Annotated in this window: 13 protein-coding genes; all 13 read right to left on the bottom strand. The window is 31.4% G+C overall.

Annotated elements, in window-relative coordinates; translation table 11 throughout:
- Positions 1-118: 118 nt before the first annotated feature.
- The gene (locus tag EL260_RS08490; RefSeq protein WP_123859741.1) at positions 119-1,981 is read right to left on the bottom strand and encodes a hypothetical protein; all 1,863 of its coding nucleotides are present in this window, start codon (positions 1,979-1,981) and stop codon (positions 119-121) included.
- The gene (locus EL260_RS08485) at positions 1,981-3,894 is read right to left on the bottom strand and encodes a hypothetical protein (RefSeq protein ID WP_123859740.1); all 1,914 of its coding nucleotides are present in this window, start codon (positions 3,892-3,894) and stop codon (positions 1,981-1,983) included. Before EL260_RS08485 ends, EL260_RS08490 begins: the two co-directional genes overlap by 1 nt.
- A gap of 1 nt (position 3,895) precedes the next feature.
- On the bottom strand, positions 3,896-8,491 hold the full coding sequence (locus tag EL260_RS08480) for a phage tail tape measure protein (protein WP_123859739.1): 4,596 nt from the start codon (positions 8,489-8,491) through the stop codon (positions 3,896-3,898).
- Positions 8,492-9,118: 627 nt separating this feature from the next.
- The gene (locus EL260_RS08475; protein ID WP_123859738.1) at positions 9,119-10,828 is read right to left on the bottom strand and encodes a hypothetical protein; all 1,710 of its coding nucleotides are present in this window, start codon (positions 10,826-10,828) and stop codon (positions 9,119-9,121) included.
- The gene (locus EL260_RS08470; protein WP_123859737.1) at positions 10,818-11,441 is read right to left on the bottom strand and encodes a hypothetical protein; all 624 of its coding nucleotides are present in this window, start codon (positions 11,439-11,441) and stop codon (positions 10,818-10,820) included. Before EL260_RS08470 ends, EL260_RS08475 begins: the two co-directional genes overlap by 11 nt.
- Positions 11,442-11,443: 2 nt before the next feature.
- Positions 11,444-11,782 carry a hypothetical protein gene (locus tag EL260_RS08465; protein WP_123859736.1) on the bottom strand — a complete coding sequence of 113 codons (339 nt, stop codon included), beginning with the start codon at positions 11,780-11,782 and terminating at the stop codon, positions 11,444-11,446.
- Between the two features lie 72 nt (positions 11,783-11,854).
- A complete protein-coding gene (locus EL260_RS08460; protein ID WP_123859735.1) occupies positions 11,855-12,694 on the bottom strand; it encodes a hypothetical protein in 840 nt (279 codons plus the stop codon).
- Between the two features lie 490 nt (positions 12,695-13,184).
- Entirely contained in the window at positions 13,185-13,601 is a 417-nt protein-coding gene (locus tag EL260_RS08455; RefSeq protein WP_123859734.1) for a hypothetical protein, read from the bottom strand.
- On the bottom strand, positions 13,585-14,109 hold the full coding sequence (locus EL260_RS08450) for a hypothetical protein (protein WP_123859733.1): 525 nt from the start codon (positions 14,107-14,109) through the stop codon (positions 13,585-13,587). The genes EL260_RS08455 and EL260_RS08450 overlap by 17 nt, the downstream gene beginning before the upstream one ends.
- Positions 14,045-14,305 carry a hypothetical protein gene (locus EL260_RS08445; RefSeq protein WP_123859732.1) on the bottom strand — a complete coding sequence of 87 codons (261 nt, stop codon included), beginning with the start codon at positions 14,303-14,305 and terminating at the stop codon, positions 14,045-14,047. The genes EL260_RS08450 and EL260_RS08445 overlap by 65 nt, the downstream gene beginning before the upstream one ends.
- 205 nt (positions 14,306-14,510) lie before the next feature.
- Positions 14,511-14,894 carry a hypothetical protein gene (locus EL260_RS08440; RefSeq protein ID WP_123859731.1) on the bottom strand — a complete coding sequence of 128 codons (384 nt, stop codon included), beginning with the start codon at positions 14,892-14,894 and terminating at the stop codon, positions 14,511-14,513.
- A 2-nt stretch (positions 14,895-14,896) separates the two neighbouring features.
- On the bottom strand, positions 14,897-15,364 hold the full coding sequence (locus tag EL260_RS08435) for a hypothetical protein (RefSeq protein WP_123859730.1): 468 nt from the start codon (positions 15,362-15,364) through the stop codon (positions 14,897-14,899).
- Positions 15,357-16,241 (bottom strand): hypothetical protein, encoded by an 885-nt coding sequence (locus EL260_RS08430; RefSeq protein WP_123859729.1) that lies wholly within the window; start codon positions 16,239-16,241, stop codon positions 15,357-15,359. Before EL260_RS08430 ends, EL260_RS08435 begins: the two co-directional genes overlap by 8 nt.
- Positions 16,242-16,247: the final 6 nt, after the last annotated feature.

Below are 16,247 nucleotides of genomic sequence, written 5' to 3'. Positions count from 1 at the left end.
AGAACCCCTTTGCTTTCCTACTTCAAAGATATAAAAAAGTTTGCTATTAGCAAACTTTTTTATATCTTTTTTTTAATAAATTAAATCCAACATTCAAAGACCGGTATAATATTTTAAATTAATAAGATGTTTCTGTTGTTATTTCAATATTATAGGTGTTCTCTTGCAAGTCTTTAGTCCAATCAGTTATTATATGGATGTTATTATAGCACCCAATAAAATCATCTACCTTTACTTTCAGTTCATCAGCTGGAATTTGAAAATTCCAAGTATATTGATAGCCTTTAACCCGTTGTCTTAACCATTTCTCCCAATTAGAATAAAATAATTCGGGAAAGCTAACATTAGATTGATGGATGGCATTATTTTGACCTGCAGAATCAATTCCTCTATAAAAGACGAGAGAAAGGCAAGAGGAATTATCTGTTTTAACAGATGCAGTCATATATCCGTTTGTTTTAGATTTTTCAACAGGCAAAGAATATCCATTAATTTCTATCTCTTCAGTATTTTTATTGCCTTCTTTATTAATTTCACCTCCATTTTTATCATAGTAAAAACTATTCATCTTAAAATCATCTAAATCAAGGTGCTTTAATGAGTAAGATTTTTTTTCCAAAAGAATTCTTTTGGGTTTTTGTATTTCACTTACCTGGAAATCTTTTACATTTTCCGGATCTTTATCACCTAGCCTATTCATCCAAACAACATTATCCACTATTTTAAACTCATAATTAAACCAGGATTGATGAATTTTCATTAAATCACCCACAGTCATATCTGGAACGGCCCTTTTTAAGTCGATTAGATTTGAATTTTCTATTACTGCATCATCTGATTGGGATGATGATCCATTTTGTATAATAGAATTTGATTTTAGTTCATACTGAATCACATTATACCCTTCACTAAAGTTAGATAAACAACCTTCAATTATAAATCTTACTGTTGCATTATCGATATTTAGTCCAAGAGTAAAAGGTTTCTCAATAATCATAAATTCATTGCAATATTGTTCATGGCTCCAAATATCATTTCCATTTAACTGTATTCTCATTTTAACGGTTGTTTTTTGCATCACTTTTGCATAGAATCTTCCATTAATATAAAGTTTGTCAGTAAAATTCAATACAACATCATCAATGTAAGTTTGTTTATCAATTCTATAATCAAAATGCCATCCATTAGACCATTCTCCATACCAGAATATATTCTCTACAGAATCAATTTCATTTACTGAAACAGTGTAGTTGTTAAAAAACTGATCTTTTTTATTAAAATAATCAGTCCCGGAAAACACGTAAGCATCTTTAAACATTGTATCTGTTAAAATATCTCCTTGCAACTGTAACCCGATATCAGAGAAACATTTTTTTAATAAATAAATATAATATATGCAAGGATGAATAATATTTACATTAAATATATTACCAGAAGCATCAACATAATTCCTAATCATTTCACTACCATCTTCATTTAAATTATTATAATAGCCATTAAATGCATCCCATACTTTATCTTCGTTATTAAATTTTTTGGTAAATATTCTTGGAAAATTAAAATATACTTCCGGATATGTTTTACCACAAACAGTTTGAGCATATTTATGTATATCCAAAACATCTATTTTATCCCATTGAAGGTCTGACAATTTTTTATTCCAATTCGGAAGTTCTTCAAAACCATAATCAATTTGGGCCGTCATAAAATTTCCTTCAGTAGATAAGAATGTCAATTTTGCCTCATATAATTTACTTTCAAACAAAAAATGTCCATCAATAATACTATCAAGCTCACTAGATTCAAGGCTAACAAAATCTCCAAATGCTAACAAAAATTCTTCGTCCATGTAAAATTCAAAAGGAAATGTAAATTTTGTAGTAATTGCTTTACTTATTTTATAATTACTTTCCCTTACAGAAATCTTCTGACCACTCAAATTGAGAACTTTATTATTATTTGTATAAAAATATATTTCCATTATTCAACAATTAAAAATTCTAAATCTCGATTTGGTAATTCCTCTGAAGAATCCTCAGTAATTAGTTTTTGTGTAGTTGAAAAACATCTATACACTTTATTTTCTATCTTAATAAAAACCAATTTACTTTCAATGATTTTTGAGAGTAAATTAATTTCATCTTTTAGAAAATAACCAGAATTAAGGATTAAACTCTTTACCTTACTAAAATCAAACTTCTCATTTTGATTTTTAAATATATTTTTAGCATAGATATGATTGTATTCTGTTGATATCTTATACTCTCCTGTAAAAGAAAACCATTCCGGTGAATAGTTATCATTTTCAAAATGAAAATTCAAAATATTTTTATATTGGGGATAATCATAGTATTTAATAATTGCACTATCAAATACAAGTTCATTAATATTTTTGGTATCATCTATTTTTCTAACAAGTATTCGGTCATCCTTAATCCTTGAATTAATAAAAAGAGTTCCGGGATTCTTCTTTCTATGAAAATGGTTTGAAAGTAGCGGATATGCGTTCTTTTTTCTACCGGGAAATAATTTTATTTCGGGCGCAGTAAAGGAACGCAATACTCTATATGACAAATCCATTTCTTCAGCCTTTAATGAAATTTTAGCAGCCCTCATTAATTCAATTTCTTCATCAATTTCAAAAAAATGGTCTTTAAATCGTGGAAATTTTTTCTGAGTAATTTCACCAATAGAGATAGAGCATTGTTCGTTGATGTATGGTACTATATAAACATCTTCTTTCAGATATTCCACACCTTTTAAATTAAATGTTGTATTAATAGTAGTCTTAACAAACTTGGCTAAATCATGAGTTTTGTTAAACTCTATACCTGGAACATCAAGGCAAAAACCAGGTAAGGAATTAATGGGATAAATAAAAAAATCAATGACTTTAAGTGCTACTGATATAATTAGTTGATTACTACCATAACTTATTTTAATTTCTCCTCTGTAATTTCCTCCCGGAATTTCAAATGGTGAAACGGTAGTTGCAGAAATATAGATTGAAGAATTACCTGAGATTACTGATAAATTTAACCAAGAAGGTGAAGTAATAGTAAAAGATTTATTCCCCGGATTCATAAGATAGAATCTTTTAAAATCTTTTTCATTATTTGACTTAGTTATTGTAAAACTAATTTGATTTTTATCAGAAAAAATCTTTTCATTTTCTCCAATATATAAATTAATCATTACATTAGCTATTCTTCTTAAATTCTCAAGAAAAACTCCTCCGATGACCTTTACCAAACCATTAATAGGTAAATCAGAACCCATTCCAATGTTAGCTATATTTAAATCAAAATGGTCTGTGAATCCATTTTTTTCAAGAAAATATTCTGATTTAAAATTTAACAAGTTTGGTTTTGAATTATTAAAAATCAGTACACTTTTTTCTCCAGATAATTCCCCGGTTGTCCGATTAAAAAAAACATTGTATTCTTCTTTGTCAACCTTAATTATAACACTTTCATTATTACTAATACTAAGAGTAATAATGTAAGAATCACTGTCAGTTAAAATATAATTTCCATTAGTATTATATTTTGAAAAGCATTCAAATTTCAATTCAGTAGTGTATTCTCCATTGGGTAGATTACTAATATTATCTAAGGAAAGGTGCAACGTTCTTGAAACTTGTGCTATTTCTATACCAGCACCCATGTAATTTGATTCTGGAATCGAAATAACGTTTCCGGCAATTGCTGAACCAGATAAAATAATCCATTGTTTAACAGAATCATTTGTTTTAATATCAAATCTAACTTCAGCATCTTTTGCTTTATTAAATGTTAAATCTAATATTAAAGAAGCAGGATTTGGAATGTCTTGATTTGCATCCCATTCCAACTTTTGCTGACCACCATTTCTGAAATCAATTATAAAATTCATATTAATGTATATTTTTATTAACTAAATCATCATAAGCCTTTATCATTTCACCTAATTCTTTTCCATTTCTCGCATTCTTAACAATATACGTTGGAATTCCTTTTTCCTGAATTTTTTCCATTACTCCTGAATATTTAATTAAAGCGTTTGCCAATAATAAATTCGATTCCTCAGAAGTAACAGAAGTAGGTTTTAAAGTCTCATTTATATTATAACCATATTCATAGCCTCTGGCTTTAGCATTAGCACTGTAAATAGCCTGTTTTAATGCAGGAGAATAAGTTGTCCAGGTAGGATTATCAATAACCATTTCAACACCATTTTCACCGGCTATAAAATGAGTTGGTCGATCAACTGCCCCGCTAACAAGTTTTTTTCGTTTTACATTAAATCTTCTGCCATCTTGTTCTCTAATTATTGGATATTCAGTATTGAAACCACCTTCATATCCTTCTGCAGTAGGTAAAGGCGTTGAAATTACATTTGCTAATTGAACAGCTCCTAAAGCTCCCACCGCAATAGATAAAGGAATAGCCATAGGATATCCAGGATCGGACCAGACTTTCATAATTCCAAGAGCTGTATTCCCAATGATATTGGCAATTTGCATATCTCTTTCTCTTTTCGCAGCTTTGGCCGCAAGCTGTGCTTTTTTCTTTTCCAGCTCAGTGTCAGCTTCTATGGTTAACTTTTTATAAGTTTCCTGATTTATAATACCACTATCTAATTGTTGTTTTAACCTTTTCTTTTTAGATTCAGTGTTTTTTTCATAAGTCGAAAGTTGTCTTTTTTCATTAGTTTCTACATATTTATAGTAAAGAGAAAAAGCATTCTGCAATGCAACTACGGCACCTGACATAGTACCAAGCATATCAGTCCCTTTTTCAATATTATCAAACATCTGAATCCATTGTGTCTGATTTAATCCAAGTATATCAACAGAATTATCTTTACCAAGGTCTCCTTTTGTTTTATCTTGCTTATCCTGATCTTGTGCTTTCGCTTTCGCTTTCAGCTCTGCAATTTTATTACCGGCCTCAGAAATAAATTTCAAAACTTCTTTTTGTTGTTCTTCCGTAAGAAGTGATAGATCAAAACCAGAATAGATTGTAACCATTGCTTCAAGGTGGGCAACCTGTAAGTCAATTTCTTTTTTATTATAAAGCTTTTGAAGAGCTTCTCTACCTTCTGACCAAGATTTTATTTTGTTTAACTCCTTTGTTTCAATCCTCCCCTTTAATGAATCTTTTAAAGATGCTAAAGTTGAATATTGAGCTATTTCTTTATTAAAATCCTCTTGTAATTTTGCCAAAGCAGCCTCATGAACAATTTGTTTATCGCTGTTATCTTTTTGATCACTTTTAAATTTCGCAGTTCGTCTTTTGTTATCAGAAATATCTTGCAAAGATTGCTTATATTGATCCAAGGCTTTATTATTACTCAACCATGAATCCATCAATGCCTGAAAAAGCAACTTGTCATCACCTTTAGCCAGATTTATTTTTTTCTGAAGAATATCAATTTCTGTTTGTCCAACTCTTTTTTTGTCAATTTCAACTTTCTTCCTTTTTTCCTGAAGAGCAATTTGAGCTATTTCTTTCTCATAACCATCCTTCATTGCCTCAATGATGGCATCACTTTTATTAACTTCTAATTCACGAGCCAATTGCTCTGCATCTTCTCCATTTTTACGCATTTTATTATTCTCATTTTCATGTTGACGAGCTTCGCGAGCTGCCTTTTTCTCTGCAGCAATTCTTTCTCTTTCAGCTTTTTTCCTCTCTTGTTCAGCTTTTTTAGCTGCTTTATCACCATCTGGATCTGGAACGTAATATGACGACTTAGGATCTTTTTCATCACCTCGAAGTTTAGCAGCTTTCGCATTATTATTTTCAACTTCTAACAAATAATATTTATCATCAGCTATATCTTTTTTCTTAAATGCAATTCTTTCATCAATCAAATCCTTGACTCTCTTGTTACTTGCCTCTAACAAAGTGGAATTATCAACATATTGAATATTTTCACCGGAATCAGCACCTAACTCTGTTTGCCCAGAACCTCTAGACTTGATTTCCATATTTCTTTTTTGCTCATCGATCATTCTTTGCCTCCATTCCTCATCTCGCTTCAACCTTTCAGCCTCCCTTTTTTCAAGTTCTGATTGGGCGGCTTTTGCCCTTGCAGAAGCAACAATTGCATCCCGCAATTCAAGGTAAGATTTTCGTAAATCTGAATTTTTAGCTTTTTCAGCATCAAGATTACCAAAATAAGCAGGGAATTGTTTTTGAAGAGCTTCTATAGCTTTTTTCCGTTCATTTGTGCCTTCCTTAGCTTTAATGGCTTTATTATAGCTAATTTCTAATTGAGTTATTTCCTGGGCTGCATTCTTAACCCCTTCTTTCATTACATCATTTAATGATTTTTGCGCATTTTTAGCATTATCCGCTTCTTTTGAAAATGCAAAATATGCAGTTGCTACCAGAGTCACTAATGTCAATATTATCCCTAATGGATTAGCCCTTGCTGCTGCATTAAATCCCTGCATCGCAAAAGTTGCCTGAGCCGTATTTCTTGTGACTAAAGCGTATCCGGCACCCATTAAGGCTAATCCCATGGTATAAAGGGTATTTAAAGTTCGTCCAATGGCGGAAACTAGATTACGTGCTTTTTCAACAATAGTTAAGCCTAATACTCGCTCTGTAGTCGTTGTCAACAGTGCATTATAAACACCTGTTATATAGTTATAAGACAATGTAGTTGCAGCCAATACGGCTATGACTTTTGTCAAAAAAATCAAAGTATTTCTAAAACCGGTTGCAATACCACTTGCATCTTCTACTACTCCTATAAATCGTCCAAATGCATTTACTGCAGTTTCTAAAAATTCAGCGAATACTTTAGCAGTAAAACTTTCAGCAATTTTCCTTTGAATTTTTTCATAAATAGCAGCTGCATTATTATTTACTTTATTAAATTCATCTTGTAAAGAGGTCCCTTCTTTGACCGCATTACTGGCAACTTCAACAGATTTTCTAAATTTATCCGTATTTTCAGTTGCAGAACCAATTACTCTTTGTACTTCATTGTCATTTAACTTCAGATAATCTAGAATACTCCCTAATTGAATTGTATCAAGCCCTTTTAATCCTTCAGAAAATTTTAAAAAGAATTCAGCCGGGTTAGTATTGATCATTTCCTTTACCTGAGCGACTGGAACTCGCATAACCTGTGCAAAACCCTGAGCATTGGTTGATGCTACTCTAATAAATTTTCCAAACCCAGAGGCACCTATTTCAGCATTAATTCCTGACTCTTCCAATGCTGATCCAAAGCCTAATAATGTATTTAGCGGGGGTTTCATTGCCGGAGGCAAAGCCCCTAATCTCGTTACAAATTCTGCAATATTCTGCTCACTTGAAGCTCCCTGTGCTGCCAATTCATTCAAAGCAGACCCCACCTGATTAATTGATTCAGCAATTGGTAATTTCTTCGTTTCCTTGTACAATGATGCGATCCTTCCCAGGGAATCGGCCAGATTATCTACACCTCCTTTCCAACTATCACCTAATGCAACATACGCCTTATCAACTTCTTGAGTAAAGTCTTTAATCTCTCCTTTAGCAACCCCAAGCCTTCCCCCTACTTCGGCGATTTTTAATAGATCTATCTTCTTAGTACGAGTGTCAAAATCAGAGAATGCCCTGGCGAGTTCTTCCACTTCATTCTTTGCCATGCCAGTGGTTTTTTCTACTGCTGACATCGCATCTGTCATTTCATTATTTCTATCAATTACCTCTTGAATTGACAATGTTAATCCGGCTAAGGTTCCTAATGTTGCTGTAATGACTCCTGCATATTGGTTAAATTGTTCAGACAGTGTACCAAAAGAATCTGATCCATCATCTGCTCCATCGTTCACTTCTGCCAGTCTTTCTCTTATAGCCTTTAAGCGCTCTTCAAGTGCTTTGGCTTCAGGTGTACTCGGAATGACATGTTCCAACTGTGCCCGTAACTGCTCGGCCTCTCTTTTAAGTTGTGAGACAGTAAGTCGGTTGATATCCAAACTTTTCGTTAGTTCTTCGATACGAGCCTTATTCTCGGATATGACCCTATTATTACTTTCTATTTCATGAGTAACTTTACTATATTCATTCTTAGCTATTTCTAAAGTGTAATTGTGTTTTTCCTGTTTACTTGTCAAGTTGGCAATGGCTACATCCAATGATTTTGTAGTAGTAGTTGCTTTAGCTTGAACATTGTTTATTTTTTCCTGGATGGAATGGTATTGCTTAGATCCTTTCTCAAACTGTAACTGTTTATTCTTTAATAGACGTATTTCAGCGTCCGTTACATCCTGATTCTGTCTCTGCTTCTGCTTTAACTTATCAATCTCAACTCCATATTTACCAATAGCCTGTTCATCAGATTTACGTTGTTTCATTAAATCCTTTTGGCTATTAGCTAGATTTTTATTAGCATTACTAAATTCTTGTATTTTACTATTGAGATTGTGGATTTCTCTTTGAGCTGGGTCAGAATTAACTGCGATGGTCATCCGCATTATCTCATCCCTAATCTGTTTACCTGATGCCATTGGATATTGTTTTTGGCAAAGTTGCCAAAGGGAGACAGCATCTGTTGTGACGCGCAAAACCGTGTAATTCAAGCATCATAAGGCTATTTTGAGCCAAAAGCACCATAATAGCTTATCCTATACCTATTCGCGGTCCAACGCCATATATCTCAACAAGCATTTTCGCCGCGAAGACCGTTTAAGCCTTAGAGCGGGTCGGGCCAAGAATCAAATAAGCTTCAAAAAAATAAAATAAAAAAAGGTTTAAAAACTGATAATCAGAATGATAGCATTTTTGAATTAAAAAACAAGCAGAAATATTGCAGAGGTTCAATAGTAGACTTGATTTCTTTATATATATTCTAAATAAAAAAATAAATTAAAATTTCGATCAGAAAACATCCCCCTTCTAAATACATTTAAATAAAAACCAGATGGTTACAAAATGTAAAAATTGAAAACAAAATAGATTTTTAAGTTGGTTTTATGCGAAGTCGGAAAATGTGATTGACAAAAATGAATTGAACACTATATTTTTTGATGCGAAAAAGGGAAAAGGGAAAATAAAAAAGCAAACAGGTATCGACCACCTGTTTGCTCTATAAATTCAATGATTAATGACTATCATTTGCTGCAAAGATAAAAAATTTAATGAGTATTTGGCGCGTATGAACTTCCCAAAGTTTGTACTTTCTTCATAATATCCATGTATTTAGGTCTACACATATAATATTTTAAGGCATCACTCATATTGGTAGACCACATTGGGCGACGAGCCATCGGCATACTTTCCGAAGTTTTATCTTTCCTAATTCTTTTAACTCCATTTTTATCCGGTTTAATTAATTGTTTAGAAATCTCCATTGATGATTTCAATTCTTTACACTGATACATATCAATCAAAAGTTTAGGATATTTTGAATTAGTTTCACTCAGAACCCCCTTCATCAAATTAAATTCTTCCTCTTGATAAATTGTTGGTTGTCCTCTGCTCATTAAATTTACTTTCCAAGTTTTTTTGCTTTCGTCCTGGATTGCGTTCTGAACCGCAAGAGCCATATCTCTTCCTATTTTTTGATACTGATTACCCGATCTATCATAGTATAAATCCAGTACTTTCATTTTATGATCTTTAAAAAATTCGCAAAATAACGATGCAATAGCTTTTTCACTTTGTTCAAGTGTGTAGAGATTTTTTAAAATACGCTGGATAAAACCTTGCTCCTGACCGGTTACCATTGACATCATATCGCCGAAATCCATTCCTGCTTCGATTTTCTGGCGGTGATTTATATGTCTTAGCCCTAATGAGCTTATAACCACTTTGTCACCAAAATCAAAAGGATCAAAAAAATCAATCAATAATCCATCATCATAAAAATTCTTAGCAGATAAATACGGATAAAACTTTTCACCCTGCTTAATTTCATGCTTCATCGTGAGAATTGAAGGGCGAAACTGCTCTGGACCTAAAATGCGATACTGTTCTTTGAAGTAATCTAGCTGGAGTATATCTGCATTGGCAAATGTAGATATCATAACGAATAAAGTAGAATTGATTCTCACTTTTGCCAGTCTTTGAATCCAACGATGAAATGATCTTTTTTGTCTATCGTATTCTAATTGATCACGTTTTACATAAGCTTTTACTAAAGCTGTTTTTATTTCATTGACAACTAATGAAGCATACAAAATATTTTTAAGCTGTTCCGTATCTACATTTTTTTCTTGCTCCAATATCCAATCGTATTCATTTGAATTCAAAATATTAGGCATATCAGTTGTGAACGTTTTACCTAAATAATAATGACTGTGACCGAAACGCATTTTTTCCCCCCTTGCGGCCGGTAAAATTTTATCCAGTTTATTTTTATCCAGATATTTTACTTCATCACCGAAAATGTGCTGATAAGAATCCCCTGCCATTGATGATACAACATCCATTGAGGCCAACTTAAAAAAACAACCATTGTAAAATGAAATTGTATGTTTATAACTCAAAGGTTTTTTATAAGGTAACTTAAAACTTGAAGGAGGGCGGTCATTTGTAACATAATGAACCCCTTCCTTAAGCCCTAAATCATTCCACCCTTTGATCATCGACGGAATTGTATTTGAAAGGAGATTTGTGTAATAATCCCCAACGAAAGCAAAATAAGCTGTTGGCATCGCTTTAATTATTCGGATTGATCTCCTTGCCTGAATCTGAGTTGTTTTCCCAGTTCCTCTTCCTCCGATCATATACAGATTCGTAGGATCGAAAACTTCGATTCCCATACCAGCACTGTTTACATACTGATATTCAGCATTCCCCTTATATGCACCTGAAGCCTCTTCAAATATTCTATTAGATGCCATTTCTCGGATTGTTTTCGTAATTCAAAAATTTTAGAGGAAACTTATCAACTTCTTCTTTTGCGGCAGCTTTTACTTTCTCTGGAACATCCGGTAATGAATCAATAAATGAAGCCAATTCCCTTCTATCAATAGGCTCTTCTCCAAACATCTTAATATCAGTTGTTAAAATCTGTATCTGTTTCATTATATCCTCTTCCATTTCACCAATTTCTTCTTTATCAAGATCAAGAACATTTGCCATTTCTTTTAGAATAATTGCTGCATCTTTGAAATCCCTGGAAGATTTAGCGACTCTAATTGCTGCAGTAAATGATTTTAACATTTTATCTGCGATGAGTTCCTTCCATGTTTTTTTTGATAACTGATTTTCAGCAGCAAAATAAGTTAGAGCATCAGTGACCAATTTCTTAGCTTGAAAACGCTGCAAGTGATCAACAACAATAAGATGATTGATAATTGATTCTATGTTAGGAAACTCAAACATCCGTTTATAGAGACCCCATATTTTTTCAAGCATCAACATATATGATGCTATTTTAGGAGGCACATTTTTTGGATCGCCTATTTCTAGCCACTCAATAAGGTCATCCAGTTCAATATTATCAAAATCCATAATTATTCTGTATTAAAAATTTCATTTTTCAGATTCTCTAAATTTTGAGCTTCCCAAATTTTATTCATCTGCTGAATTGCAGTCATATTACCTCTTTTCGCTTTCTTTAGAGTTGCTTCATGAACAATGCTTTGGTTAAGAACCACCCCTCTCTGATAGGCATCAAAAATAGGAGTTCCAATTGTCTTGTAATCATGCATAAACAAGCGCATATCTACTTTTAAAGCATTTGCAATTTTATCAGCAGAATTTCCGGCAAGTGAAAGTTTTTCAACCAATTTTAATTGTTGTACTGTCAATGGGCACCAAACCGGAATTACTTTATTTTTATTTTCAAGCATTAGATTATATTTTATAAGTAAGGCGGAAATAAAATTCCGCCTTATGGTTAATAGTTCTTACCCTTTACAATGCTACTTTTCCTCAAAATTATAATTGAATTCTTCTTTTAATCGCTTCTCAATTACTTCTAATCTGAACTTCCATTTTTTCACATGTTCAGATTTTTTTTCTTTTTCATAACGACTAATGTTTTTTTGTGAATTCAACCTTCCTTTTACCAAATCGACTTCTTGCATATCGTAAACATCTTGCCTGATTTTTAAGCGTTCTAAAGATGCATGTTTACCAAATATTCTACCCGGTGAATCTCTGTAAAAATCAAGCTCTTTTTTGATTTGTTGGTTTATTTGGTGTTCTTCCAAAGCAGATTTTGCAAGCTCATACAATTTTTCAACAGCATCTTCATCACTCTCAGCATTCAAAATTTCGGAGTGTGTTTTTGCATATTTTTTATAAGCTGAAATTTTATCCGCAACAAGGGCTTTAATTTCCATTGGAGTACTCTCATTATTTAAAAACGGATATTCCTCTCGAAATTTTAATCCATCAAGAACCTCAATGTTATCTTTAAGCTTCAACAAATCGATAATTTCTTCAACTTTTTGTTGTTCAGGTGATAATTCATTTTTCACCAAATTACTTAAAACAACATGACCTAGTTCTTCATCTTTCAACAATTCCAGATTCGTTTCAGGCTCTTTGAATACAATTATATCTTTTTCTGTAATGTGGAAATGGTTTTTCACATCATAAATCAGATTCTCTAATTTTTGGGGAGAATATCCCAATTGGTAAAAATAAACTTGATTAAACCCTGCACTGTTTGAATAGATCTTTAAAAGCTCATCATATCGAACTTTATCTTTCGTATTTCCTTTATTTTTAAGGATATTAATAACATCATTTCTCATAGGAATAGTTTTTCATTATGTAGAATTTTCTTATTGCAATATATATTAGAAGGAATGGATTAATGAGATAGTAATGATTGAACAAGTAACCCCTTGATAATTGAATAAACTCATAAATAAACAATCCCGCTGACAATAAATCAGAAAATGTAAACAAGCAGGATTTTTCATACATTACCGCTTTCGGATTCTCTTGTCTCTGTCGTTCCAAGACGCCAAATTCGAAAAGAATGAAAAATATTATTCCAATTAATAATAATCTTAATTCTTCTGGAAATAAAATCCGGACTATAAAAATAAATAGTAGAATGATTATTTGTAGAACCAAAAATTTTCTATGCCATCTGTCCATTATTCAAATTTTCACAAACCTAATATTTAAACAGTATAAATATTGTGACGCAAAAAAACCGTTAATAATAACGGCTTTCAAATAAATATTCAACAGATTTTTATAAATAAAAAAATCTGTGGTAGGCACAGATTTTAATTAGGTTAGTTTATAAGAATCGCGTTCTTGAATTAAGTCTAAAAATGCAGGATTTTCATTAAGTAGTTCATTTAAATATTTAAAATGATTAACTACATTAAAGAAAAATACTTTGTCCTCACTTTTATCTGGAAGTGAGTCAAAAACTTTTCTTACAATTCTTGAAACTTCATCAGCATTTCCAAATTTTTCAACCAATAGAATATTTAATTCTACCATTTTTTGTTCAAGATCACTTACTGGATTTTTCTTCGGAGGCATTATAAATGCAATCTGTTCCAATGTGAGTAATTTATCTTTTCGATCCTTTCTGAGCGAAAACAAAATTTCTAAATAAACCTCTTTAGAAATCGCTCCATTTTCATAAGCAATCTTTACTTCGTTCCTTAAAATTTTAAAGCTACTTTCTATTCCCATGGTCTTTTTCGTATAGTTCTATTATTTCTTTATTTATATCTTCCACTTCAATCATATCGAAATAGTATTCTCTTATTCGTCCGTAAAACAATAATATAATCAACGATATTCCTATAACTGTACTGTAAAATAAAAGGTCAGAATTTTGAAAAAGTCCATAGTGAAAACTAAAGTAAAGACCTATAATATTTGTATAAGTAAATATTGGTACCAGATATGAAATCCAGTAAGCACGTAAAACAACTGCCGGAATTAAAAAAAACGGAACAAATAGCAATGAAAATTGAAAAATAGCAACATTTAAATTACTAAATCCAGTATATGGTATTCCTTCCAAATCTATAAATAGCCCTATAATATTATTTAGTATAGGTAGTATTCCAGAGAGTATCATTAAAAAAGTGCCTATTTGAGTTATAAGCACCTTTTTATGGACATATTCTTTACGGCCTAGTAGGAGGCGTACCCAAATCCCCGGGATTAACGGTTTCTGAATCGTCTTTTGCATTTGCTTTTGTTTTTATTGTGTCAGATACTTTTTTAGTATTTTCCAATGACCTTTGATCACGGAAAAAGGTATCTACAACTTCTTTTTTTTTGGTTACTTCTTTTTTTTGATGAGTAATTTCCTGTTCATCATTTCTCTCACAAGAATAAGTAATAGTTAATAAAGCCAATAAAGCTAAAATAATTTTTGTTTTCATAATTAAATTTATTGATAATAATAATAAGTATTTAATTTATAGATTCTCAAAAATGAATAAAAATGCCTACTTCAACAATAAAAATTATTACAATTACTTGAATCAAAAGTAAACATTTTCTCATTACAGTGAACTATTTTTTTTAAAAAAAGTGTTTTTTAAAATTTCGCTAAAGTTAAAGAATTAAAAAACTTATATAACATTGTTAATTTTTATTTCCCACTTCATTTTTTAATTCCGAAATAATGTCATCGGTAAAATTATATGCCAAATTTTTCATAATTGCGTTATAATGAGCAGTAAAAACTTTATTATAAGTTGGATAAATTCTTTTCTGAATATACTTTTTATTTGAATTAGGATAAGAAATCCTCTTCATATCCATTAGTCGAAGTATTCCCTTATGACTATAGATTAAAGAATTATCATTTATAGCAAAAGTTCTTTTTTCATAACTTTTATCTGAAAATGGTGGCATATTTTTCTGCTGTTGTTCATAAATCTTTTTTGAATGCGCTTGTAAAGTTCGATTTATAAAGGCATTGAAAATCATTCTTTCACCTCCTTTTCTATTCTCTAAAAGATCCATGGCTAAAAATCTTCATATTTTTCTTCATCAATCTCGATCACCCATCCATTACATTGAGATTTCTTTGTAACCGGATTAATCTTTAATGACGAATAATCCAAATTCATCGATAAACAATTCACACTTTCATCACTTTCTGACGCGTGAAAAATATGTTTAAGAAATTTTCTTAGCACAATCAAAACCTTCTGAAAAACATCAATATACTGATCCTGGGTTTTAAAATGCTTAAAATCTATTTTTTCCATCAAGAAAAACTGAAGAAAACTTCTTATTCCGCTTTCATCTTCTTTCCCAAAACCGTTAAAAGATGGTACAACAACTACCAACAAAATATTATCATTAACAGCATGATCTTTTAATTCGGCTGCAAATTCATCATCATCTACAACGAATTTAACAGATTTAATTTCAGGTATATAAGGCCTTATTTCTGCAATCTTTTCCCTTAAAGTATTTGGCTCAATCATTACTTCTATTTTTATTCTTTAAATCATCCAATTGCTTTTGTTCACTTATACTCCGGACTACAAGATCATACATTCGAATTAAAACTTCAAAAGCGTCACTTTCTCTCAATTCTTCAAGTGTTCCAAAAACCCCACTTTCTGCCAATTGAAATGAAGTAGATCTTAATCCTAATGATTCATGTTCTTCATCAATTGAGTTTTCTCCTACTCCAGTATTTTTACTGAATATTAAAGTGAGATCTATTTCTTTACCGTCAACTAATAATTGACATTCTGTTGTTAGATAATTAAAAAATGAGACAAAAAGCAAATAAAAACCATAAACATACCTTACATCAAGAAATTTAAAAAATTCAATACGTTTTTCCATATTGATAACCTTATATCTTTCTTTTGGACGTTTATAAAATATAGCAAAAAGTTTTATTAAGCTTTCAAATTCTCCTGTCTTATTGAAATTATTTAGCTCACCCAATCCATCTTCCATTTCTCCATAGGTCATCCCCTGAAACTGATCTTTTGGCCCTATAAATGTCATGGCCTTATACTTAACATTCTTTATTGGATTATGAGTATAATCCTGGATCAGATGCATTCGGTTTTCATCATCAATATTAAAAAACGAATTTAAAAGCTCAGAACAGGTGTAAACATTTTGCATTTTCTCAAGTTCTGCAATATCAGATCCATTTTTTTCATATTTCATATTCATCAAGGAATAGAATCCTAATGATCTAAATTGACTAAGGTTAATCTCTGCCATCTGGTACATCAAAACAAGTTTAGACATATCAAGATATTGTCGCCGATCACATTGTCCCATATTTTCAGGGATGAAAAATCTTTTATCTAACTCTAAAATTTCTATAATATGCATATTTCA

This window comes from Chryseobacterium nakagawai (assembly GCF_900637665.1).
GTDB classification, from domain to species: Bacteria; Bacteroidota; Bacteroidia; order Flavobacteriales; family Weeksellaceae; genus Chryseobacterium; species Chryseobacterium nakagawai.
The sequence above is the reverse complement of the archived record's forward strand: the minus strand, read 5'-3'. Positions and strand labels throughout refer to the sequence as shown.

Bases quoted from the DNA above. Each gene is read 5' to 3' on its own strand.
- EL260_RS08490 (WP_123859741.1), bottom strand. From the start codon at position 1,981: ATGGAAATATATTTTTATACAAATAATAATAAAGTTCTCAATTTGAGT.
- EL260_RS08485 (WP_123859740.1), bottom strand. From the start codon at position 3,894: ATGAATTTTATAATTGATTTCAGAAATGGTGGTCAGCAAAAGTTGGAA.
- EL260_RS08450 (WP_123859733.1), bottom strand. From the start codon at position 14,109: ATGCAAAAGACGATTCAGAAACCGTTAATCCCGGGGATTTGGGTACGC.
- EL260_RS08460 (WP_123859735.1), bottom strand. From the start codon at position 12,694: ATGAGAAATGATGTTATTAATATCCTTAAAAATAAAGGAAATACGAAA.
- EL260_RS08455 (WP_123859734.1), bottom strand. From the start codon at position 13,601: ATGGGAATAGAAAGTAGCTTTAAAATTTTAAGGAACGAAGTAAAGATT.
- EL260_RS08465 (WP_123859736.1), bottom strand. From the start codon at position 11,782: ATGCTTGAAAATAAAAATAAAGTAATTCCGGTTTGGTGCCCATTGACA.
- EL260_RS08430 (WP_123859729.1), bottom strand. From the start codon at position 16,241: ATGCATATTATAGAAATTTTAGAGTTAGATAAAAGATTTTTCATCCCT.
- EL260_RS08445 (WP_123859732.1), bottom strand. From the start codon at position 14,305: ATGAAAACAAAAATTATTTTAGCTTTATTGGCTTTATTAACTATTACT.
- EL260_RS08440 (WP_123859731.1), bottom strand. From the start codon at position 14,894: ATGGATCTTTTAGAGAATAGAAAAGGAGGTGAAAGAATGATTTTCAAT.
- EL260_RS08470 (WP_123859737.1), bottom strand. From the start codon at position 11,441: ATGGATTTTGATAATATTGAACTGGATGACCTTATTGAGTGGCTAGAA.
- EL260_RS08435 (WP_123859730.1), bottom strand. From the start codon at position 15,364: ATGATTGAGCCAAATACTTTAAGGGAAAAGATTGCAGAAATAAGGCCT.
- EL260_RS08475 (WP_123859738.1), bottom strand. From the start codon at position 10,828: ATGGCATCTAATAGAATATTTGAAGAGGCTTCAGGTGCATATAAGGGG.
- EL260_RS08480 (WP_123859739.1), bottom strand. From the start codon at position 8,491: ATGGCATCAGGTAAACAGATTAGGGATGAGATAATGCGGATGACCATC.